The 21,849-nt window shown below is 70.3% G+C and carries 22 protein-coding genes; 3 read left to right on the top strand and 19 right to left on the bottom strand.

All coding sequences use genetic code 11. The features are described 5' to 3' along the window. Positions 1-5: 5 nt before the first annotated feature. From pheT to infC, 10 genes are all read right to left on the bottom strand, one after another. On the bottom strand, positions 6-2,537 hold the full coding sequence (pheT, locus tag MK786_RS15035; protein ID WP_241113054.1) for a phenylalanine--tRNA ligase subunit beta: 2,532 nt from the start codon (positions 2,535-2,537) through the stop codon (positions 6-8). Continuing rightward, positions 2,537-3,577 (bottom strand): phenylalanine--tRNA ligase subunit alpha, encoded by a 1,041-nt coding sequence (pheS, locus tag MK786_RS15040; RefSeq protein WP_241113055.1) that lies wholly within the window; start codon positions 3,575-3,577, stop codon positions 2,537-2,539. Before pheS ends, pheT begins: the two co-directional genes overlap by 1 nt. Before the next feature lie 46 nt (positions 3,578-3,623). Beyond that, the gene (locus MK786_RS15045) at positions 3,624-4,562 is read right to left on the bottom strand and encodes an amino acid ABC transporter permease (RefSeq protein ID WP_241113056.1); all 939 of its coding nucleotides are present in this window, start codon (positions 4,560-4,562) and stop codon (positions 3,624-3,626) included. Next, positions 4,559-5,206, bottom strand: a complete 648-nt coding sequence (locus MK786_RS15050) for an amino acid ABC transporter permease (RefSeq protein WP_241113057.1) — start codon at positions 5,204-5,206, stop codon at positions 4,559-4,561. The genes MK786_RS15045 and MK786_RS15050 overlap by 4 nt, the downstream gene beginning before the upstream one ends. Positions 5,207-5,283: 77 nt before the next feature. After that, the gene (locus tag MK786_RS15055) at positions 5,284-6,195 is read right to left on the bottom strand and encodes a glutamate ABC transporter substrate-binding protein (RefSeq protein WP_241113058.1); all 912 of its coding nucleotides are present in this window, start codon (positions 6,193-6,195) and stop codon (positions 5,284-5,286) included. Positions 6,196-6,317: 122 nt separating this feature from the next. Then, on the bottom strand, positions 6,318-7,109 hold the full coding sequence (locus MK786_RS15060; RefSeq protein WP_374200491.1) for an amino acid ABC transporter ATP-binding protein: 792 nt from the start codon (positions 7,107-7,109) through the stop codon (positions 6,318-6,320). An 88-nt stretch (positions 7,110-7,197) separates the two neighbouring features. Beyond that, the gene (locus MK786_RS15065; protein WP_241113059.1) at positions 7,198-7,998 is read right to left on the bottom strand and encodes an RNA methyltransferase; all 801 of its coding nucleotides are present in this window, start codon (positions 7,996-7,998) and stop codon (positions 7,198-7,200) included. A 200-nt stretch (positions 7,999-8,198) separates the two neighbouring features. Further along, positions 8,199-8,582: a 50S ribosomal protein L20 gene (gene rplT / locus MK786_RS15070; RefSeq protein WP_191763017.1), complete on the bottom strand. Its 384-nt coding sequence runs from the start codon at positions 8,580-8,582 to the stop codon at positions 8,199-8,201. A 29-nt stretch (positions 8,583-8,611) separates the two neighbouring features. Continuing rightward, positions 8,612-8,806, bottom strand: a complete 195-nt coding sequence (rpmI, locus tag MK786_RS15075; RefSeq protein ID WP_191763019.1) for a 50S ribosomal protein L35 — start codon at positions 8,804-8,806, stop codon at positions 8,612-8,614. A 68-nt stretch (positions 8,807-8,874) separates the two neighbouring features. Then, entirely contained in the window at positions 8,875-9,582 is a 708-nt protein-coding gene (gene infC, locus MK786_RS15080; RefSeq protein ID WP_241113060.1) for a translation initiation factor IF-3, read from the bottom strand. A 204-nt stretch (positions 9,583-9,786) separates the two neighbouring features. Here infC and MK786_RS15085 point away from each other — a divergent pair, with 204 nt between their 5' ends. Then, positions 9,787-10,164, top strand: a complete 378-nt coding sequence (locus tag MK786_RS15085; RefSeq protein WP_374200493.1) for a DUF1844 domain-containing protein — start codon at positions 9,787-9,789, stop codon at positions 10,162-10,164. Positions 10,165-10,180: 16 nt separating this feature from the next. On the opposite strand, the gene MK786_RS15090 is transcribed toward MK786_RS15085, so the two are convergent. The 7 genes from MK786_RS15090 to MK786_RS15120 form a co-directional block, all read right to left on the bottom strand. Then, positions 10,181-11,569, bottom strand: a complete 1,389-nt coding sequence (locus tag MK786_RS15090) for a pyridoxal-dependent decarboxylase (protein ID WP_241113062.1) — start codon at positions 11,567-11,569, stop codon at positions 10,181-10,183. Positions 11,570-11,648: 79 nt separating this feature from the next. Then, positions 11,649-12,452: an SseB family protein gene (locus tag MK786_RS15095; RefSeq protein ID WP_241113063.1), complete on the bottom strand. Its 804-nt coding sequence runs from the start codon at positions 12,450-12,452 to the stop codon at positions 11,649-11,651. Continuing rightward, positions 12,436-13,182, bottom strand: a complete 747-nt coding sequence (gene priA / locus MK786_RS15100; RefSeq protein ID WP_241113064.1) for a bifunctional 1-(5-phosphoribosyl)-5-((5-phosphoribosylamino)methylideneamino)imidazole-4-carboxamide isomerase/phosphoribosylanthranilate isomerase PriA — start codon at positions 13,180-13,182, stop codon at positions 12,436-12,438. Before priA ends, MK786_RS15095 begins: the two co-directional genes overlap by 17 nt. A gap of 55 nt (positions 13,183-13,237) precedes the next feature. Continuing rightward, entirely contained in the window at positions 13,238-13,888 is a 651-nt protein-coding gene (hisH, locus tag MK786_RS15105; protein WP_241113065.1) for an imidazole glycerol phosphate synthase subunit HisH, read from the bottom strand. Continuing rightward, the gene (gene hisB / locus MK786_RS15110) at positions 13,885-14,493 is read right to left on the bottom strand and encodes an imidazoleglycerol-phosphate dehydratase HisB (RefSeq protein WP_241113066.1); all 609 of its coding nucleotides are present in this window, start codon (positions 14,491-14,493) and stop codon (positions 13,885-13,887) included. Before hisB ends, hisH begins: the two co-directional genes overlap by 4 nt. Next, complete coding sequence (locus MK786_RS15115) at positions 14,490-15,584, bottom strand: histidinol-phosphate transaminase (RefSeq protein WP_241113067.1); 1,095 nt, start codon at positions 15,582-15,584, stop codon at positions 14,490-14,492. Before MK786_RS15115 ends, hisB begins: the two co-directional genes overlap by 4 nt. Positions 15,585-15,690: 106 nt before the next feature. Next, on the bottom strand, positions 15,691-16,077 hold the full coding sequence (locus MK786_RS15120) for a LysM peptidoglycan-binding domain-containing protein (protein WP_241113068.1): 387 nt from the start codon (positions 16,075-16,077) through the stop codon (positions 15,691-15,693). A 272-nt stretch (positions 16,078-16,349) separates the two neighbouring features. On the opposite strand from MK786_RS15120, the gene lexA reads away from it, so the two are divergent. Then, positions 16,350-17,030: a transcriptional repressor LexA gene (lexA, locus tag MK786_RS15125; protein ID WP_241113069.1), complete on the top strand. Its 681-nt coding sequence runs from the start codon at positions 16,350-16,352 to the stop codon at positions 17,028-17,030. Positions 17,031-17,087: 57 nt separating this feature from the next. Beyond that, complete coding sequence (locus MK786_RS15130) at positions 17,088-18,518, top strand: hypothetical protein (protein ID WP_241113070.1); 1,431 nt, start codon at positions 17,088-17,090, stop codon at positions 18,516-18,518. Here the strand turns inward: MK786_RS15130 and metE are convergent. Together metE and MK786_RS15140 are read right to left on the bottom strand one after the other, a co-directional pair. Further along, a complete protein-coding gene (gene metE, locus MK786_RS15135) occupies positions 18,515-20,851 on the bottom strand; it encodes a 5-methyltetrahydropteroyltriglutamate--homocysteine S-methyltransferase (protein WP_241113071.1) in 2,337 nt (778 codons plus the stop codon). The genes MK786_RS15130 and metE overlap by 4 nt on opposite strands. Continuing rightward, entirely contained in the window at positions 20,848-21,807 is a 960-nt protein-coding gene (locus MK786_RS15140) for a methylenetetrahydrofolate reductase (protein WP_241113072.1), read from the bottom strand. The genes metE and MK786_RS15140 overlap by 4 nt, the downstream gene beginning before the upstream one ends. Between the last annotated feature and the right edge of the window lie 42 nt (positions 21,808-21,849).

A 21,849-nucleotide genomic window follows, 5' to 3' on the forward strand; every position in this document is an offset into this window, starting at 1 on the left:
ACCGGCTACTCGCGCAGCGTCGCTCCGAAGCGCTCGGCGGCCGCGGCGACGCCCGCGAGCTTCGCCTCGGTCGCCTCAGCGGCGGTGAGCGTGCGGTCGGCAGCACGGAAGCGCAGCGCGAACGTGAGGCTCTTCGTGCCCGCCTCGATGCCCTGACCGCGGTAGTCGTCGACGAGGCGCAGCGACTCGAGCAGCTCGCCCGCTCCCTCCAGGAGTGCCGCGCGCACCTCGGAGGCCGGCAGGTCGGCGGCGACCACGAGGGAGACGTCCTGCGTGGCGGCCGGGTATCCCGACAGCGACGCCGCGACGACACGCTCGCCGGCGAGGGAGAGGATCAGATCCAGGTCGAGTTCGGCGACGATCACGCGACCGGGCAGATCGGATGCCTCTGCCACAGCGGGCAGCAGCTCGCCGACGTAGCCCACCTCGGTGCCCGCGACCGACAGCGCTCCGGTGCGTCCCGGGTGCAGCGCGGCGCGCTGCCCCTGGGCGACGTCGATCGACACGCCGGCCGCGGCGCCGATGGCGCGCACCGCGTCGAGCGCGTCGCCGAGCTCCGCGGCGACGGGCGCGGTGCCGGGCTGCTTCGCGACGACGTTGCCCGCGAGGAGGACGGCGACGAAGCGGTGCTGCGGCGGGATCGACGCATCGAGTTCGGCCAGGGTCGCGGCATCCGGTCGCACCGCCAGCGGCGGCACGTGGGTCGTGCCGTACGCGACGCCCGGCTTCGGCAGGAAGACGACGCCGGTCTCGAAGAGTGCGAGGTCGGTGAGGCCGCGTGCGACATTGCGGTGAGCGACCTGAAGCAGGCCGGGCACGAGCGATCGGCGCAGGAACGGCGCCTGCCCGTCGAGGGGGTTGGCGAGCTTCACGCTGGGCAGCTTGTCGCCCGAGGCCGAGCCGTGCAGGTCGTTGAGCTCCTCGGTCGTGAAGCCGAACGACGGCGTCTCGACGTAGCCGGCGGCCGCGAGCGCGTTCGCGACGCGACGGCGCCCCTGCTGGGTGTGCGTCAGACCGCGGCCCGACGGCGGTGTGGGCAGGATCGACGGGATGCGGTCGTAGCCCTCGATGCGGGCGACCTCTTCGGCGAGCGTCCACTTGTCGGTGAGGTCGGGGCGCCACGACGGCGGGTGCACGGACCAATGGTCGCCGGTGTCGTAGACCTCGCAGCCGATCATCTCGAGCGCGGCGACGATCTCGCCGGTCGTGTAGTCGACCCCGATGAGCGTCTCGACGAATCCGCGCGGCAGGTCGATGCCTGCGATCTCGACGGTGGTGAACAGAGCGCCGCCCATCTCGGTATCGAGCGTGCCGCCCGCGTACTCGACCATGAGGTCGGCCACGCGGCGGGCCGCGACGAACGGGATGAGCGGGTCGACGCCGCGCTCGAAGCGACGGGAGGCCTCGCTGGGCAGCTTGTGCCGTCGGGCGGTGCGCGCGATCGAGACGGTGTCGAAGACCGCCGCCTCGATGAGAACGTTGCGCGTCGCATCGCTCATCTCGGTCGTGCCGCCGCCCATGACCCCCGCGAGGCCGATCGGCCCCGACTCGTCGGTGATGAGGAGGTCCTCGGCGTGGAGCGTGCGCACCTTGCCGTCCAGGGTCTCGAGATTCTCGCCCGCGGTCGCGCGGCGCACCGTGATGCCGCCCTGCAGCTTGTCGAGGTCGTAGCCGTGGATCGGCTGGCCCAGTTCGAGCATCACATAGTTGGTGATGTCGATCAGGATGCCGAGCGAGCGCACGCCCGCCAGATTCAACCGCGCGATCATCCAAGCCGGCGTGGGCTTGGTGGGGTCGACGTCTCGCACGATGCGCACGGCGAACTCCGATGCGCCCACACGGCCGCGGATCGGGTGGGCGTCGTCGACGGCGACGGCGAAGCCGGAAGCGGGATGCTGCAGCTCGCCCCACTCGCGCTCGCCCGGGTCGCGGAACGCGGCGCCGGTGGCGTGGGAGTACTCGCGGGCCACACCGCGCACCGACAGGGCGTAGCCGCGGTCGGGCGTGACATTGATCTCGACGGCGACGTCGTCCAGCCCGAGGAGCGTGATGGCGTCGGTGCCGACCGGAGCGTCGATGCCGAGCTCGACGAGGCGCAGGATGCCGTTGTGCTCGTCGCCCAGGCCCAGTTCACGCGCCGAGGCGATCATGCCGTCCGACACGTGGCCGTAGGTCTTGCGCGCGGCGATCGGGAACGGCCCGGGCAGCACGGCGCCGGGCAGCGTCACGACGACCTTGTCGCCGGCGAAGAAGTTGCGGGCGCCGCAGACGATGCCGTGCACGGCGTCACCGCCGTCGGCCGCGATCTCGCCTTCGGGCGCGACCCGCACCTGGCACCAGCGGATCGTCTTGCCGTTGGACTGCGGCTCCTCGACGAAGTCGAGCACCTCTCCCACGACGATCGGCCCCTGCAGCTCGAAGCGGTGCACGTCCTCCTCTTCGAAGCCGACGCTCACGAGCGCCGCGAGGACATCCTCGGGCGTCGCATCCGCCGGGACGTCGACGTACTCACGCAACCACGAAAGCGGGACGCGCATCAGACCACCATTCCGAACTGCTCGCTGAAGCGGACATCGCCTTCGGCCATGTCGCGCATGTCCTGGACGTCGCTGCGGAACATGAGCGTCCGCTCGATGCCCATGCCGAACGCGAAGCCCGAGTACTCCTCTGGGTCGATCCCCGCTGCGCGCAGCACGTTGGGGTTGATCATGCCGCAGCCGCCCCACTCGATCCATCGCGCGCCGCCCTTGAAGGTCGGATGCCACAGGTCGAGCTCGGCGGACGGCTCGGTGAAGGGGAAGTAGTTGGCCCGGAACCGCGTCTTCGCCTCGGCGCCGAACAGCACCTTGGCGGCGTGGTCGAGGGTTCCCTTGAGGTGCGCCATCGTGATGCCCTTGTCGACGACGATGCCCTCGAACTGCGTGAAGACGGGCAGGTGCGTCGCGTCGAACTCGTCGGTGCGGTACACACGCCCCGGGCACAGCACGTACAGCGGCAGATCGCGCTCGAGCATCGAGCGCACCTGGACCGGGCTGGTGTGCGTCCGCATCACGAGATGACGCTCCACCGGGTCGACGAAGAACGTGTCCTGCATCTGGCGCGCCGGGTGGTCCTCGTCGAAGTTCAGGGCATCGAAGTTGAACCACTCGTGCTCGAGCTCGGGGCCTTCCGCGATCTCCCACCCCATGCCGACGAAGATGTCGGAGATCTGCTCCTGCAGGAGGGAGATCGGATGCCGCGCCCCCACGCGCGCCCGCTGGGCCAGCGCCGTGATGTCGACCCGCTCGGCCTCGAGCCGGGCGGCGGTCTCGGCCTCGGCGAGCTCGGCCTCGCGCGCGGCGAAGGCCTGGTTCACACGACCGCGAGCCTGGCCCACGAGCTTGCCGAACTCGGCCTTCTTCTCGTTCGGCACGCTGCGCAGCTGCGCGTTGAGCTGCGCGAGCGGCGACCCCTCAGCACTGTGGGCGGAGCGGGCGGCCTTCAGAGCGGCCGTGTCACCGGCCGCGGCGACGGCGTCGAGCGCCGCCTGCACGGCGGCATCCACCGCCTCGGGAGTGATCTCGTGAGCATCAGACACGAGAACCGAGTCTACCGAGAGCGGATGCCTCGCCCTGCCGTGGCGATCATCGGACTCCGCCGAGGCCACTCCCGCCCTGGTCGTACGTGCGAGCTGCGTCTGATCCCCGCTGCGTGACGATGAGCTCGGTGTCGGTGATCTCCTGCGCGGGCTGGTTCGCCTCAGCGACCCGCGGCGTCCTCGCGTCGCTGCGCAACCGCTTCTCGACCGTATTGGCGACGAACGAGAGAATGAGACAGAGCGCGATGTAGATTGCGCCCGCGACGATCGTGGCCGGGATGATCGGCGAATCGAGCTGGGACTGGCTGCCGAGGCTCTTTGCGGTGAAGAGCAGCTCGGGGTAGGTGATGATGAACCCAAGAGCTGTGTCCTTGAGGGTCACCACCAGCTGCGCGATGATGACCGGCATCATGGCCCTGATCGCCTGGGGCAAGAGGATCAGTCGCATCACGCCGGACTTGCGCAGACCGATCGCGTAACCCGCTTCCTTCTGGCCACGCGGCAAGGCCTCGACGCCGGCGCGGATCACCTCGGCGAGCACTGAACCGTTGTACGCGACGAGGGCGATGACGACCGCCCAGTAGGGCGACATCTTCACGCCGATCACGGGCAGGCCGTAGTACAGCAGGAACATGAAGACGAGCACTGGCACGGCGCGGAAGAATTCGACGATGACCGTGAAGGGCCAGCGGATCCACGCGTGATCGGACATGCGCCCGATGGCCAGCACGAAGCCGAGGATCAGCGCACCGACCGCGGCGGCGCCGAACGCGGCGAGCGTGCGCAGGGTTGCGAGCCCGAACTGCACCCACACGTTCGTGAAAGTGAAGGCGTACCACTTCTCAGCGCTGAGCTGGCCGGTATCCCACAGCCGCCACACGAGCCAGCCGAGAACGGCAACCACGACCAGGACGGTGAGCACCCCGAGGATCCGGTTGCGTGCGATCGCACGCGGCCCGGGGACGTCGTAAAGAACGGAGCTCATCGGGCGACCCTCCAGCGGTTCTCGAAGACGCGCTGCACCCACGAGAGCACGAGCACGAGTGCGACGAAGATCACCATGACCCAGAGGATCACGACCATCTGATCGGCCCCGCGCTCGCTCAGGTAGTTGCGGACGGAGCCGAGATTCACCACCGAGAATCCGGCGGCTACGGTGGTGTTCTTGAGCAGCGCGATGAACACGCTCATCATCGGCGGGATGACGGATCGGAAGGCCTGGGGCAGCACCACCAGGGTCATGACCTGCCCGAACGGCAGACCGAGCGCGCGGGCGGCCTCGGCCTGCCCGACCGGCACGGTGTTGATGCCGGAGCGAATGGTCTCGGCGACGTACGTTGCGGTGTACATGCCCAGCGCGATGATGCCGAGCGTCAAGAAAGAGATCCGCATCTGGAGCAGGATCGGCACCGCGAACGCGAAGGCGAAGAAGACGAGAGTGAGCGGCGTGTTCCGGACGATGTTCACGTAGGTCGTGCCCACGGCCCGCGCCACCGGAATGGGCGAGACGCGCATGGCTCCGACGATGAACCCGAGGATCAGGGCGATCACTCCCCCGCCGAAGAAGAGGGCCAGTGTGCCGCCGAGAGCCTCCGCCCAGATGTCCCAGTTGTCGGTGATGACGTTCAACCGGAGCTCCTCCTTGGTGTCGCGTGTGCCGAGTGGTGAGCGGTCCCCGGGCGCTCGCGCGCCCGGGGACCGAGCTGTCAGTCGACCGCGGGCTGCTCGCCCGAGATGCCGGATTCTGCGAGGTTGGCGTCGAAGATCGCCTGCCAGATGTCGCCGCCGTCAGTGAACAGCGTGTTGATGTGCTCCTGCAGCGCGGTGTCGCCCTTGGCGATCCCGACGCCGTAGCGCTCTTCGCTGAAGGGCTCACCGGCCAGCTTGAGCTCTTCCGGGTCCTGCTGCACGTAGCCGGCGAGGATCGCCTCGTCGGTCGTGATGGCGTCGACCTGGCCGTTCTTCAGCTGCTCGATGCAGGCCGAGTACGTCTCGAACTCCGTGGTCTCCGCGTCCGGATACTCGTCCCGGATGCGCTGCAGCGACGTCGATCCCGTCACCGAGCAGACAACCTTGCCTCCGAGGTCGTCGGGACCGTTGATGTCTTCGTTGTCGGCAGCGACCAGCAGGCCCTGACCGGTGATGAAGTACGGACCGGCGAAGTCGATCTGCTCCTTGCGGGAGTCGGTGATCGAGTAGGTGCCGACGTAGTAATCGATGTCGCCGTTCACCAGCGCCTGCTCGCGGTTCGCCGAAGGGATCGTGACGTACTCGATCTGGTCCTCGTCGAATCCGAGCGACGCGGCGATCCACCGCGCGATGTCCACGTCGAAGCCGGAGCGCTCGCCCGTGGTCGCGTCCTCGAAGCCGAGGTTGGGCTGGTCGTTCTTGACGCCGATCACGACGCCGTCGCGCTCTGTCATCGCGTCGAACGTGGGGCTTCCCTCGAGCGACACGTCGGTGGCGACCTCCCAGGCCTGACCGCTGGTCGCGCCGTCATCGCCTCCGTCTCCGCCGTCGCTGGGGTCGGCGCCCGGCGCACCGCTGTTGCACGCGGTGAGGGCGAGGATGGCGATGGCAGAAATGCCGATGCCGGTGATGATCCGTGACTTACGCATGGTTCCTCCTGGTTGCTGTGCGTACTGGTTCCGTATGTCCGACGTTTCGGGTCCGTGCGGAGTGCTCGTGCGTGTGGTGGTGGTGCGGGTTTCCTCCCTGGGTGACGCGGTCCGACCCGGGATCAGTGGGTCAGGAGCTTCGAGAGGAAGTCCTTCGCTCGGTCGCTCTTCGGATGGGTGAAGAACTCCTCCGGCGTGTCCTCCTCGACGATCTGCCCGTCCGCCATGAAGACCACGCGGTCAGCCGCCTTGCGGGCGAATCCCATCTCGTGCGTGACGACGATCATCGTCATGCCGTCCTGCGCGAGGCCGACCATGACGTCGAGCACCTCGTTGATCATCTCGGGGTCGAGGGCGCTGGTCGGCTCGTCGAAGAGCATGACCTTGGGCTGCATCGCGAGCGCGCGGGCGATCGCGACGCGCTGCTGCTGGCCGCCCGAGAGCTGAGCCGGGAGCTTGGATGCCTGGTGACCCACGCCCACGCGGTCGAGCAGCTGCTTTCCGAGCTTCTCGGCCTCGGCCTTCTTCATGCCTTTCACCTTGATCGGGCCCAGCGTGACGTTGTCGAGGATCGTCAGGTGCGAGAAGAGGTTGAAGGACTGGAACACCATCCCGACGTCGGCGCGAAGCACCGCGAGCTCTTTACCCTCCTTGGGCAGCTCTTTGCCGTCGATCGTGATGGTGCCGCTCGTGATCGTCTCGAGCCGGTTGATCGTCCGGCAGAGGGTCGACTTGCCCGATCCAGACGGCCCGATGACCACGACCACCTCGCCACGGTTGACCGTGAGGTCGATGTCCTTCAGCGCCTGGAACTCGCCGTAGTGCTTCTGCACATCGCTGATCTGCACGAGGGGATCGCCGCGACGGACGTTGATGTTCGACGTCTTCGGCGCACTGTCTTCCGGCATCGTCATAGCGCCACCCTAGGACCGGCGACGACCGCTCTGCCACCGAACGCGCCGCGTCTTTACCGTGTTGTAACAGCGCGGGAACACCGAGTGGTCAGCGGGCGGCGCGCTGGGCGAACGCCGTCTCGTACAGGCACACGCTGGCGGCGGTCGCGAGGTTGAGCGACTCGGCCGCGCCGTAGATCGGCAGTCGCAGCGACATGTCGGCGAGCGCCAGCGCCGTCTCGTCGAGACCGCGCGCCTCATTCCCGAACAGCCACGCGGTCGGCTCGGCGAGCAGCTCGCGCGAAGCCAGGAAGTCGCCGCCGCCGACGTCGGCCGCGATGACGCGCACGCCGGCCGCGTGCGCCTTCTCGACCGCCGACGCCAGATCGACGCCCACGGCGACCGGAAGGTGGAACAGCGAGCCGGTCGTGGCGCGCACGACCTTGGGGTTGTACGGGTCGACGGTGCGGCCGGTGAGCACGACCGCGTCGGCGCCCGCGGCATCCGCTGCCCGGATGATCGTGCCGAGGTTGCCCGGATCGCGCACCTCCTCGCAGATCGCGACCAGGCGGGGCGAGGCGGCGAAGACGTCGCGCAGCGAGGTGGGCGACTGCCGGGCCACCGCCACGATGCCCTGCGGCGTCACGGTGTCGGCCATCGCGTCGAGCACATCCTCGGTCGTGAAGACGACCTCGAGGCCGGCGTCGCGTGCCGCGTCGCGCACGTCGACGTGGCGCTCCATGGCGGTCGGGGTCGCGAAGATCTCCACCAGCGTGTCGGGCCGGTAGGCCAGCGCCTCACGGGCCGCCTGGGGACCCTCCAGCAGGAACAGTCCGGTCTCCTGGCGCGCGCTGCGCTTCGTCAGCTTCGCGACGGCGCGGACGCGCGGCGAGCGAGGGTTCTCGAGCACGGATTCAGTCTAGGGTCGCGGCATCCCACCCACGCGCTCCCCCACCCCTACATCGCGAGACTGCATCCGCGCGCCGAGACAGCGTCCCGTGGCGGCAGTCTCGGTGCGCTGATGCAGTCTCGCGGGAAGGGTAAGGCCGGGAGACGCGAAAGGGGCGTCCTCCCGGAGGAGGACGCCCCTTTCGTGAACCTGTTCGAGAGTCAGGCGCTCTTCGGAGCGTTGACGTTCTCGGGCAGCGCCTTCTTGGCCGTCTCGACGAGCGAGGCGAACACGGCGGGCTCGTTGACCGCGAGCTCGGCGAGCATGCGACGGTCGACCTGAACGCCCGCGAGGCCGAGGCCCTGCATGAAGCGGTTGTACGTGATGCCGTTCTGGCGGCTCGCAGCGTTGATGCGCTGGATCCACAGGCGGCGGAAGTCGCCCTTGCGCTTGCGACGGTCGCGGTACGCGTAGACGAGCGAGTGGGTGACCTGCTCCTTCGCCTTGCGGTACAGGCGCGAACGCTGTCCGCGGTAACCGGAGGCGCGCTCGAGGATGACGCGACGCTTCTTGTGGGCGTTTACCGCCCGCTTGACTCTAGCCATTTCTACTGTTTCCTATCGTGCGTCGGCGCTCAGAGGCCGAGGAGCTTCTTGGCGACCTTGGCGTCACCCGGGGCCAGGACCTGCTCCTGGTTGAGGCGACGCGTGCGGCGCGACGACTTGCCCTCGAGGTTGTGGCGCATGTTCGCCTGCTGCTTCATCAGCTTTCCCTTACCGGTGAGCTTGAAGCGCTTCTTGGCACCCGAGTGGGTCTTCTGCTTCGGCATCTCTTCTTCCTTCGTTTCCATCCCGCGCAGCGGGAGTCGGTGTCCCGCGGTGCGGGAGTCTGTGGGTCCTACTCGGCCGTGGCCGGCTCGGACGGAGCTTCGGTCTCGTCGTCGGAGACGGGGGCGCCGGTGCGGGCGGACCGCGCGGCTTCCTTGTTCGCAGCGCGCTGGGCGTTCTGCTCCGTCTTGACCTCGGACTTGTTCTTGTGCGGCGCAACCACCATCACCATGTTGCGACCGTCGATCGTGGGGTTCGACTCGACCGTGCCGAACTCGGCGACATCCTCTGCGAACTTGCGGAGGAGGCGCACACCCTGCTCGGGACGCGACTGCTCGCGTCCGCGGAAGAGGATCATCGCCTTGACCTTGTCGCCCGCCTGCAGGAAGCCCTCCGCGCGCTTGAGCTTGGTGATGTAGTCGTGGGCCTCGATCTTCAGACGGAACCGGACCTCTTTGAGGACGGTGTTGGCCTGATTGCGACGCGCTTCCTTGGCCTTCTGCGCAGCCTCGTACTTGAACTTGCCGTAGTCCATGATCTTGACCACGGGGGGCTTCGAGTTCGGGGCCACCTCGACGAGATCGAGGTCGGCTTCCTGAGCCAGGCGCAGCGCCACCTCGATGCGGACGACGCCGACCTGCTCTCCGTTCGGGCCGACGAGGCGAACCTCGGGCACGCGGATGCGGTCGTTGGTGCGGGGATCGCTGATGCGGAGCTCCTTCGTGCGGGTGATGGCCACCGCGACACGGGGTGCGTCGCGGGTGGAAGAGTCACTCATTCCACCCGGCACGACGCTCGAACGCCGGCCTTCTGCACCCTGTTCCCGCTTCAAGCGGCTACCCCGGCCGCAGAACGGTCGGGGCGGAGTGCGTGACCCGGTAGCCTTGAACGGCAAGCGCGGGTGGGATGTGATCCTCTTTCAATCCGGTGCAGAACGCACCGGAGCCCGCACGAGTCTAGCAGAGAGAAACGCGTGACCACGATTCCGCCCTCCGACGACGACCGCCACGCCCGCTGGGAGGAACAGGAGCGAGCCGCCTCGGCCGCCACCCGCGACATCGCCGACGTCCCCGCGGTCGAGGTCATCACGACCGCCGCCGTGCACCTCATGAGCGCCGCTGCCGTCAAGGTCGGACTCGCCGACGACCCCGCGACGCAGACCGACCTCGACGAGGCCCGCAAGCTCATCAATGCCCTCGCCGGCCTCATCACGGCCGGCGCACCCGAGATCAGCGACATGCACGCGCGCTCCCTGCGCGACGGGCTCCGGTCGCTGCAGCTCGCGTTCCGCGAGGCCTCGGCCATTCCCGATCCGATCGGCAAGGGTCCCGGCGAGAAGTGGACCGGTCCGGTCAACTGACCGGGGCTCGTGCTCCTCAGCTGCTGATCCCCACCGCGGCGGCCCCGCGTGCCACCGCGTCGACGGTGCGGCTCACGGCCGCGGCATCCGTCCCCCGATTGCTCACCGCGAAGCGCACCACCGCGCGATCCTGCCATTGCGAAGAGGATGCCCACACGGTCCCCTCGTCGCGCAGCCACTCCCCCAGCGCGACGGTCGCGCCGTCGTCGCGTGCGGCGAGGCACACCTGCGTGAACACGACGTCGTTGAGCACCTCCAGCCCGTCGATCGCGCGGAATCCCTCCGCGAGGCCGGTCGCGGCATCCGCCAGTCCGTCGACCAGGTCGACGACGCCCTTCCGGCCGAGCGAGCGCAGTGCTGCCCACACCGGCACTCCCCGCGCCCGGCGGGAGAGCTCGGCAACGCGGTCGTAGGGGTCGGAGACGCTGGCCACGGCGGGCAGGTAGGACGCGTGCGCGCCGAGGGATGCCGTCATCGCCGCCTCATCGCGCACGATCGCCACCCCGCAGTCGTACGGCACGTTCAAGGTCTTGTGCGCGTCGGTCGCCCACGAGTCGGCGTGGGAGAGACCCACGGTCAGCGCGGCGAAGCGCGGGCTCACTGCCGCCCACAGTCCGAACGCGCCGTCGACGTGAACCCAGGCGCCCGCCTCGCGCGCGACGGCGATCGCCGACGTGAAGTCGTCGAACGCGCCCGAGTGCACGTCGCCGGCCTGGAGGGCCACCACCGTCGGCACGTCCTCCTCGGCGAGGGCACGGCGGAGCCCGTCGACGTCGATGCGCCCCTCGGCGTCGGCTCCGACGGTCTGGGGCGCACCCATGCCCGAGAGTCGTCCGCCGAGCACGACCGAGGTGTGCACGGCGCCGCCGGCGAGGAAGCGCACACGCAGCGCAGCGCGCACCTCCGACACCGGGTCGAATCCGCGGGCGCGCAGCACCGCGTCGCGGCCGGTGACGAGGCAGGAGAGGTTCGCGCTCGTGGCGCCGGTGGCGAAGCCGACGCCGCTGCCGCCGGGCAGCCCGAGAAGATCGAGCAGCCAGGCCGCGGCGACCTCCTCGACAGCCGCGGTCGCCGGCGTCGGCTGGCGCGAGCCGGTGTTCTGATCCCACGCCGACACGAGCCAGTCCGCGGCGAGCGCCGCGGGGTAGGCGCCCCCGATCACGAAACCGTAGAACCGCGGCGACCCCATGGCCATGAGGCCGGGCTCGGCCGCCTCGGCGAGCTCGTCGACCACGGCCGCGGCATCCAGCCCCTCCTCGGGAAGCTCGCGGCGCAGCCGCCCGAGCATGCCCTCTGCGTCGAGATCGGGGCGTATGGGCCGCTCCGCCGTCGACGCGAGCCACTCGAGGGCGTGGCGGTGCGCGGCGTCGAGCGCCCCCCGGTATTCGTCCGCCGTCCCGTCCATGGGCACCTCCGGTGCCGATCCTCCGCCGCCCCGCTGCGCTCCGCAAGTATGGGCGGAGTCACGGCACCGGTCCCGACCCTCAGGCTCGGACGAGCTTGACCGTGAGCGAGTCGACCAAGACCGCGATGCGGTCGTCGGCCGCCCAGCGCGACGCGAGGCGCGACAGCACGGCGTCGAGCTCGGCCCGGTCGAGGCCGTGAATGAGCTGCAGGCGCACGACCAGCTCCGGGCCGCGCAGCCGCGCGTCGGGGTCGCCGGGTTCGATGGTGAGGTCGATCACGGCCAGCTCGCCGCCGATGCTCTGCTGCAGCCCCGAGAAGACCTCCGGCGATGCGAAGCTCGGCTCCCACGCATGCCCCTGGGCGATCGCCCAGACCGCGGGGCGCCGGATCACGAACTCCGTGGGCGAACCCGGGTCGATGACGATGAGGTCGGTGTCGTCGGCGGATGCCGCGGCCGCGGTGCGCGGACCGTCGGCCGGCACCGGCCGGGCCGAGGCATCCCACCGCCCCATCGCCTGCACCGACGTGAACACCGGCAGCACCCGGCGGCCGTCGGGAGCTGCGACCGTGACGATCGACAGCTCCTGGGTCTTGTCGACCGCGAGCCCGTGGGCGCCGATGCCCTCGTCGCCCTTCTCTGCCAGCAGCGGGATCAGCAGGCGCGCCGAGCGGTAGGCGTCGACGACCGCGGCCTGACTGCCCGTGCCGTCGCGGAAGGCGAGCAGCGCGGCGAGGAGCGCCGGGTCGGCCGAGCCGTCGTCGCCGGAGTGGGGGTTGGAGTGGAAGCTCCGCCCTTCCCACGGCACACCGGCGGAATCGGCATGGGCGGCGTCACCCGCCTGCGAGTGCGCGTGACCGAGCGGGTCAGTGTCCGGCGACATCCAGCGCCTCGGCCAGCGTGAACGCGCCGGCGTAGAGGGCCTTTCCGACGATGGCGCCTTCGACGCCGAGCGGCACGAGCTCGCGCAGCGCCGCGATGTCGTCGAGGCTCGACACGCCGCCCGAGGCGACGATCGGCTTCGGGGTGCGCGTGGTCATCTCGCGGAGGAGGTCGACGTTGGGGCCCTGCAGCGTGCCGTCCTTGGTGACGTCGGTCACGACGTAGCGGCTGCAGCCGGCCGCCTCGAGGCGGTCGAGCACGGTCCACAGGTCGCCGCCGTCGCGCGTCCAGCCGCGGGCAGCGAGCGTCGTGCCGCGGACGTCGAGACCGACCGCGATGACGTCGCCGTATCGGCCGATCACGTCGGCGGCCCATTCCGGGTTCTCGAGCGCCGCGGTGCCGAGGTTGATGCGCGCCGCGCCGCTGTCGAGGGCGGCCTCGAGGGTGCGGTCATCGCGGATGCCGCCCGAGAGCTCGACCTGCACGCCCTTGACCTGCTTGATGACCTTGCGCATGACGCCGGCGTTGCTGCCGCGTCCGAAGGCGGCGTCGAGGTCGACGAGGTGGATCCACTGTGCGCCCTGGCGTGCGAAGTCGAGCGCCGCGTCGACGGGGTCGCCGTAGCTCGTCTCGGTCCCCGCCTCCCCCTGGGTGAGGCGCACGGCCTTGCCGCCGGCGACGTCGACCGCGGGCAGCAGGATCAATTCAGGCATTGAGGCGAAATCGTTCATGGCTCCTTGTGCGGGAAGGTCTCGGAAGGAGTTCGCTCCCGCAGACGGCACGGTTTCAGAGGGTAGCCCCGCCGAGCCCGTCGATCCAATTCGCGAGAAGCCGGATGCCGGCATCCCCCGACTTCTCGGGGTGGAACTGGGTCGCCGACAGCGGGCCGTTCTCGACCGCCGCGAGGAACGGCCGTCCATAGGTGCACCACGTGAGCGTGGGCTCGGGGAAGGGCGGCTGCACGTCGAGCAGCCATTTCTGCGCCCCGTACGAGTGGACGAAGTAGAACCGCTCGTCCTCGATGCCGCGGAAGAGACGGGAACCCTCGCCCGCGTCGACGGTGTTCCACCCCATGTGCGGCAGCACCGGCGCATCGAGCTCTGTGACGGCTCCCGGCCACTCCCCCATGCCCGCGGTGTCGACGCCGCGCTCGACGCCGTGCTCGAACAGCACCTGCATGCCGACGCAGATGCCGAGCACCGGGCGCCCGCCCGACAACCGGCGGCCGATCAGCTCGTCGCCGCGGCTCGCCTTGAGCGACCCCATCACCGCACGGAAGGCGCCGACGCCGGGCACCACGAGCCCGTCGGCCTCGAGGACGAGGTCGCGGTCGGACGTCAGGCGTGCGTCCGCACCGGCGGCAGCCAGCGCCTTGACGGCCGAGTGCACGTTGCCCGATCCGTAGTCGAGGACCGCGACCAGGGGCTGCGAGCTCACAGAGCGCCCTTGGTGCTGGGGATGCCTTCGACCAGCGGGTCGAGCGCCTTGGCCTGGCGGAACGCACGGGCGAACGCCTTGTACTCCGCTTCGGCGATGTGATGCGGATCGCGGCCCGAGATCACACGCACGTGCACCGTGAGGGCGGCGTTGAACGTGATCGCCTCGAATGTGTGACGCACGAGCGAGCCGGTGAAGTGGCCGCCGATGAGGTGGTGCTCGAAACCGGCCGGCTCCCCTTCGTGGACGAGGTAGGGGCGGCCGCTGATGTCGACGACCGCCTGCGCGAGGGCCTCGTCGAGAGGCACCAGCGCGTCGCCGTAGCGCGAGATTCCCGACTTGTCGCCGAGGGCTTCGCGGATCGCCTGCCCGAGCACGATCGAGATGTCTTCGACGGTGTGGTGCGCGTCGATCTCGGTGTCACCCGATGCACGGACGGTGAGATCGGTCAGCGAGTGCTTCGCGAACGCCGTCAGCATGTGGTCGAAGAACGGCACCGTCGTGTCGATCCGGCTGCGGCCGGTGCCGTCGAGGTCGAGCTCGAGCTCGACGGTCGATTCACTGGTGGAGCGTCGCAGGGACGCGGTACGCGGAGCGGCGCTCATGATGTCGATTCTATCGAGGCCAGTGCGTCGAGGAACGCGGTGGTCTCCTCTTCGGTGCCGGCGGTCACACGCAGGTGGCTGGGGATCCCGACGTCGCGGATCAGTACGCCGCGATCGTAGAGCGCCTGCCACGTCGTCGCAGGGTCGGCCACCCCACCGAACAGGACGAAGTTCGTCCACGTCTCGTGCGGCGTATAGCCGAGCGCTTCGACGGTGGCGCTGATGCGGTCGCGCTGCGCGACGATCTCGTCGACCATCCGCAGCATCGTGGGAGCGTGACGAAGAGCAGCGGATGCCGCGGCCTGCGTCAGCGCGCTCAGGTGATACGGCAGTCGCACCAGGCGCAGGGCGTCGATCACCGTGGGGTCGGCGGCGAGGTACCCGACGCGCGCGCCGGCGAAGGCGAAGGCCTTGCTCATCGTGCGCGACACGACGAGCCGCTCCCGGCCGGGAAGGAGGGTGAGGGCGGACCGCTCCTCGCGCGGCGCGAACTCGAAGTACGCCTCGTCGACGACGACCACGCCCGCGGTCGCGTCGTAGACCGCCTCGATCACCTCGAGGCCGAGCGGAGTGCCGGTCGGGTTGTTGGGCGCGCACAGGAAGACGACGTCGGGGGCGACATCCGCCACCTGCGCCGCCGCGTCCGCGGCGTCGACGCTGTAGTCGGGGGCGCGGGTACCGGCGACCCAGGTCGCGCCGGTCGCGCGAGTGAGCAGCGGGTACATCGAGTACGTCGGCGCGAACCCGAACGCGGTGCGCCCCGGTCCGGCGAACGCCTGCAGGACGTGCTGGAGCACCTCATTGGAACCGTTCGCCGCCCAGATCTGCTCGCGCGTCAGTCCGTGGCCGAGGTAGTCGGCGAAGCCCTCGCGCAGTGCCGTGAACTCCCGGTCGGGGTAGCGATTGACGTCCCGCAGAGCGAGTGCGATCGAGTCCATGATGTCGTCGGCCACGTCCTGCGGGACGGGATGCGTGTTCTCGTTGACGTTCAGCGCGACGGGAAGCGGCGCCTGCGGAGCGCCATACGGCGTCATTCCGCGGAGGTCGTCGCGTAAGGGAAGGTCTTCGAGACGTGGACTCACCCCTCCCATGGTACGGGGGCGATACCGCTCACCTTCCGCGTGTGTCGGAGCGAGACGGCCCCGGATGCCGGGTTCCCCCCACCATGCTCCGGCGACCAGCACCGCCGGATCGAGGTCAGCGACTCGAGTCGTACTCGGCCGGGATCGCCAGACTCTGCCCCGCTTCGAGCGAGACGCCCTCGAGCGCGTTGAGGCGGACGATCGCATCGATCACGTCGCGGGGGTCCGACTCGGGGGCCACGGTCTCGGCGATGGACCACAGCGTGTCGCCGAAGGAGACGGTGACGGTGGAGAACGACTCCGCAGGGGCGCCCGCGTCGCGGCTGGCGAGAGCACTGCCGCCCGAGATCATCGCGAGACTGATCGCGACCACGGCGGGGATGGAAGCGAGCGCAGCGAGCACGCGACGACCGCGGAGGGTGAGACGCAGCCGCGTCGAAGGTGCGGGGCGCGTGAAGGCGGAGCCCGGGAAAGCGGGCGATGTGATGCCGACGGTGCTCATGGTCTGCTCCTCCTGCTGGGGAGAGATTCGCACCCGCCGCTCGGCCGGGAGCGGAGGATGCGAATCTCTGTACCGAAGTTATCTTCGATGTTCTAGGATGTCAAGGGGCCGATTCGGGTGCGATCTCTCGAACGCGACACGCGGTCGCGGTGTTCCCTTCGAGCGCCGGATCCGGATACGGTTTCGATACGAGAACCCCACCACGGGCCTCCGACATTCGAAGACCGCTGCACTCCCGGAGCCCCTCCGGGGCGGCGAGACAGGAGCCGGACATGAGCGACGCCACCGGGCGCGAGAGGCCGCAGACGCGACGCCGCAAGAGCCTCAGCGACAAGCAGCTCGCGATCCTCGAGGTCATCCAGCGCTCGATCGCGCGCCACGGCTATCCGCCGAGCATGCGCGAGATCGGCGACGCGGTCGGGCTGAAGTCGCTCTCGAGCGTGACGCACCAGCTCAATCAGCTGGAGCTGAGCGGCTACCTGCGGCGCGACGCGGGCAAGACGCGCGCGATGGAGGTGCTCATCGACCTGCCGGGTGCCTCCACCGAGAACCCCGACGACGCAGCCCCCGCGGTGGGCGACGCAGCCCTCGTCCCCCTCGTCGGCCGGATCGCCGCCGGCGTCCCGATCACGGCCGAGCAGCAGGTCGAGGAGATCTTCCCGCTCCCCCGCCAGCTGGTGGGAAAGGGCGACCTGTTCATGCTGAAGGTGTCGGGCGACTCGATGATCGATGCCGCCATCTGCGATGGAGACTGGGTCGTCGTGCGCTCGCAGGCCACGGCGGACAACGGCGAGATCGTCGCCGCGATGCTCGACGGCGAGGCGACGGTGAAGACGTTCCGTCAGCGCGACGGGCACACGTGGCTGCTTCCACGCAACTCGGCCTTCGAGCCGATCCTGGGCGACGAGGCCGTCGTGCTCGGCAAGGTCGTGGCGGTCCTCCGCGCCGTCTGATCACCCCCGGCGGGTGAAACTCCGGCGCGATGAGCCGGCGTCCGCCACAATGGCGGCATGAGCGACATCGACACCGCTGACGCGCACACCCTCGAAGGACGCATCCGCGAGCTCGAACGGGAGAACGCACGGCTCGCGGCCGCGAGTGCCGCCGCAACGCGGTCCCCTTCGGGCGGACGATGGCGGGCCTGGGTCTCGGCGCTGTGCATCGTCATCGCCGCCATCCTCGTGCCGGTGTCGATCGTCACGGCGTGGGCGCGCGTCCAGCTCGTCGAGGAAGATGCGTTCGTCGCGACCCTTGCTCCGCTGGTCGACGACCGCGCGGTACAGGAGATGGTCATCGACGAGGCGATGGAGGCGATCAACGACCAGGTCGACTTCCAGGCCCTGACGGCCAGCGTGTTCGACGGAATCGCCGATCTCGGGCTCCCGCCCCGGGCCGCCCAGGCCCTCGGCCTCCTGGAGGCCCCGGCGGCAAGCGGGCTCGAGAACCTGGTCAACGAGGCGGTCACCCGCGTGGTGGAGTCCGATGCATTCGCCGACGTGTGGGCCACCGCGACCCGCGCCGCCCATCGCGCCCTCACCACGGCGGCGACATCGGACGGCGGAGGCCTGGTCGTGCGCACCGATGAGGGCGTCGGCATCCAGCTCGGCGCCGTCGTCGATGCCGTCAAGCAGCGTCTGGTCGACCGGGGCGTGAGCGCCGCTCAGCTCATCCCCGAGATCGACCGGGTCGTCATCGTGGGCAAGGGCGACAACCTCGCCGCCATCCGCACCGGCTACGCCCTCGCGACGTCACTCGGCTGGTGGCTCCCGGTCCTCACCCTCGTGCTCTTCGGGCTCGGCATCGCCGTGGCGCGCAGGCGCAGCCTCGCCGTGCTCGGCACGGGACTCGCCATCGCGATCGGCGCCGGCGCGCTCGCGGTCGGCCTCTCCGTGGGCGATACCGCGATGGGCACGGTGGCCTCCGACCTCGGCCTCTCCCCCGACGGGCTCGGCGTGATCTACGCTCAGGTCGTCGGCGCGATGACGCAGACGGCGATCGTGCTGAGCGTCCTCGGCGTGTTCGTCGCGCTGCTGGGTTGGGCGATGGGGCGCTCCGCCGCCGCGCAGGGCGCGCGCAGTGCGGTCCGCTCCGTCAACTCCTCGGCCCGCCGCCAGCTCGCCGCCCGCGGCCTCGACACCCGCGGCTTCGGCGCGTGGCTCGCACGCTCGCGTGTGCTCGTGCGCACGATCATCGCCGTCCTCGCGGTGCTGTGGCTCTTCGCCCTGCGGCCGCTGTCGTTCGGCGACGTCGTGCTGGTGATCGTGGTGGCCTTCGCCGTCGCGTGGATCCTCGAGCTGCTGCAGCGCCGCGACGAGGAGCACTTCGTCGATGGCGACATCGTGGTCGAGAGCGACATCATCCAGCCCGAGCCGGTGAGCACGGATGCCGCGACCGAGGTGGCCGCGGCATCCGATCCGCTCTCGCAGGACACGAAGAACTAGACCGCCGCACCCACCTTCGCGCGGATCGTGCGCGTCGCCTCGATGATGTTGCGCAGCGACTCGACGGTCTCGTCGTAGCCGCGGGTCTTCAGACCGCAGTCCGGGTTCACCCACACCTGCCGCAGCGGCAGCTCGGTCGCGGCGCGGTCGAGCAGCTCGGCGACCTCGCCTGCCGACGGAACGCGCGGAGAGTGGATGTCGTAGACGCCCGGGCCGACGCCGTGCGTGAAGCCCGACTCGGCGATGTCGCCGATCACCTCGCCGCGGCTGCGCGCCGCCTCGATCGACGTCACGTCGGCGTCGAGCGCCGCGATCGCGTCGATGACGACGTCGAACTCCGAGTAGCAGAGGTGCGTGTGCACCTGGGTCGCCTCGGCCGCGCCCGCCGTCGACAGCCGGAACGAGCCGACCGACCACTCGAGGTAGGCCGGCTGGTCGGCCTTCTTCAGCGGCAGCAGCTCGCGCAGGGCCGGCTCGTCGACCTGGATCACCCCGATGCCGGCGGCTTCGAGGTCGGCGATCTCGTCGCGCAGCGCCAGGGCCACCTGATTGGCGGTGTCGGCCAGCGGCTGGTCGTCGCGCACGAACGACCACGCCAGAATCGTGACCGGCCCGGTCAGCATGCCCTTCATCGGCTTGTCGGTGAGCGACTGGGCGAACGTCGACCAGGCCACCGTGATCGGGGCGGGTCGTGACACGTCGCCCCACAGGATCGACGGACGCGTCGCCCGCGAGCCGTACGACTGAACCCAGCCGTTCTGCGTCACGTCGAACCCGTCGAGGTTCTCTGCGAAGTACTGCACCATGTCGTTGCGCTCGGCCTCGCCGTGCACCAGCACGTCGAGCCCGAGGTCCTCCTGCAGCGTCACGACGCGGGCGATCTCGTCGCGGAGGAACTGCTCGTACTCCTCCGTGGTGATCTCGCCCTTGGCGTGCCTCGCACGCGCGCGGCGGATGTCGCCGGTCTGCGGGAACGAGCCGATCGTGGTGGTCGGCAGCACGGGCAGGCCGAGCGCGGCCTCCTGAGCGGCGACCCGTGCCTCGTAGTCACCGCGGTCGAAGTCCGCCGGGGTCAGGGCGGCGGCGCGCACGCGCACGGCGCCGTCGCGCACGCCGGGCGCGCTCTGCCGGTCGGCGAGGGCAGCGGATGCCGCGGTCACCTCGTCGGCGATCGACTCGGCCCCCTCGGCGAGGCCGCGCGCCAGCGTGACGACCTGCCCGGTCTTCTGGTCGGCGAAAGCCAGCCACGACACGAGGCGGGGGTCGAGCGCCGTCTCGTCGTCGACGTCGTGCGGGACATGCTGCAGCGACGTCGACGTGCCGGCCGCGATCTGCGCCGCGCCGAGCGCCTCGAGGGCCGCGAGCTTCGTCCACGCGGCGGCGAGGTCTCCGCGCCAGATGTTGCGGCCGTCGATCACACCGCCGACGAGGGTCTTGCCGGCCAGACCGACGGCGGCCGCCGGTGCCGAGCCGCGCGTCAGGTCGATCGCGAGCGCCTCGACGGGCGCGGCGGCGAGCGCCGTCCACGCCTCGGGCGAGAGCTGCGCGTACCCGGCGGCCACGAGGATCGACGGACGGTCCGCGGCGCCGCCGAGCACGGCATATGCGCGTGCGGCCGCATCAGCGAGCGCCGCCGGCGACGCCGGCAGGCTCTCGCTGACGAGTGCGGGCTCGTCGAGCTGCACCCACTCTGCGCCGGCAGCGCGCAGGGCGGTGAGGAGCTCGGCGTACACGGGAAGAAGGTCGTCGAGACGGCGGAGCGGGTCGAAGCCCTCGGGCGCGGCATCCGTCGCCTTCGCCAGCGCGAGCAGCGTGACCGGGCCCACGATGACCGGGCGCACGGTGAAGCCGTCGGCCTTGGCCTCAGAGACCTGGGTCGAGAAGCGATCGCTCGACAGGGCGAACACCGTCTCGGGGCCGATCTCGGGAACGAGGTAGTGGTAGTTGGTGTCGAACCACTTCGTCATCTCGAGGGGCGCGTTCTCACCGGCGCCCCGCGCGGCGGTGAAGTACGCGTCGAGGCCGATCGTGCCGTCGGCGTCGCGCAGGTCGGCGAACCGCTCCGGCAGCGCACCGACGGCGACCGCGGCGTCGAGCACCTGGTCGTAGTACGAGAACGACTCCGGGATCGACGAGTCGTCACGACCGAGACCGAGCTCCGCGAGGCGCTCGCGCGTCGCGCGGCGGAGGTCGGCGGCGGTCCGTTCGAGCGTGGCCGCATCGGTCGTGCCGGCCCAGTGGGCCTCGACGGCGCGCTTGAGCTCGCGACGTCGGCCGATCCGGGGGTAGCCGAGGATCGTGCCGCGGGGGAAGGCGGGTGTGGTGTCGGTCATCGTGCGACTTCCTTTTCGAGGGGGTGGGTGAGGATCCCGGCGTCGCGCAGCACCGCGAGCACCGTTTCGTGGCTGTTGAAGGCGTACAGGTGGACGCCGGGAGCGCCCCCGGCGACGACGTCGCGGGCGAGGCCGGCGGCGTACTCGATGCCGAGCGCGCGCTGCCCGTCGACGGTGGGCTCGACCTCGAGTGCGATCGCGAGCTCGGCGGGCAGCTCCTCGCCGCTGAGCTCGAGCACGCGGCGCAGCCGTGACGGCGAGGTGATCGGCATGATGCCCGGGAGGATGGGGATGGTCACGCCGGCATCGCGCGAACGCTGCACGAACGCGAGGTAGTCGTCGGCGTGGAAGAAGAGCTGCGTGATCGCGAGCGTCGCGCCGGCCGCCTGCTTCGCGAGCAGCGCGTCGATGTGCTCGCGCGGATGCCGCGACCGCGGGTGCCCGTTGGGGAAGGCCGCGACGGCGATGTCCACCTTGGTGCGCGGCTCGACCTGCACGGCGCCGGGAACGCCCGGGATCTCGCGCTCGGTGTACGGCGCGCGCTCCGCCTGCACTCGGTCGATGAGCTGCACCAGCTGTGCCGAGCTCTCGAGGTCGCCGAGGAACGTCTCGTCCTCGCGGACGCCGGCGGGCGGGTCGCCGCGCAGAGCGAGGAAGCTCGCGACCCCGGCATCCAGGAACTCCCGGATCAGCGCATTGGCACCCGCGTACGTGTTGCCGACGCACGTGAGGTGGGCGAGCGGGGACGCCTCGGTCTCGGTGAGGATGAAGCGCAGCAGGTCGAGCGAGCGCCCGCCGGTGGATCCGCCGGCGCCATAGGTGACCGAGATGAACCGTGGGCGCGCAGCCGCCAGCTGCCGGATGGTGTCGTGGAGGGCGAGGGTTCCCGCCGCGGACTTGGGCGGGTAGACCTCGAACGAGAACGGCACCGGAGGTGTGCTGAGATCGATCGACATATCGTGCTTCTCGGATCGGGGCGGACGGGATGGCCGGGCGGC

The sequence above is a fragment of the Microbacterium sp. CFH 31415 genome (assembly GCF_022538185.1).
Lineage (GTDB): Bacteria > Actinomycetota > Actinomycetes > Actinomycetales > Microbacteriaceae > Microbacterium.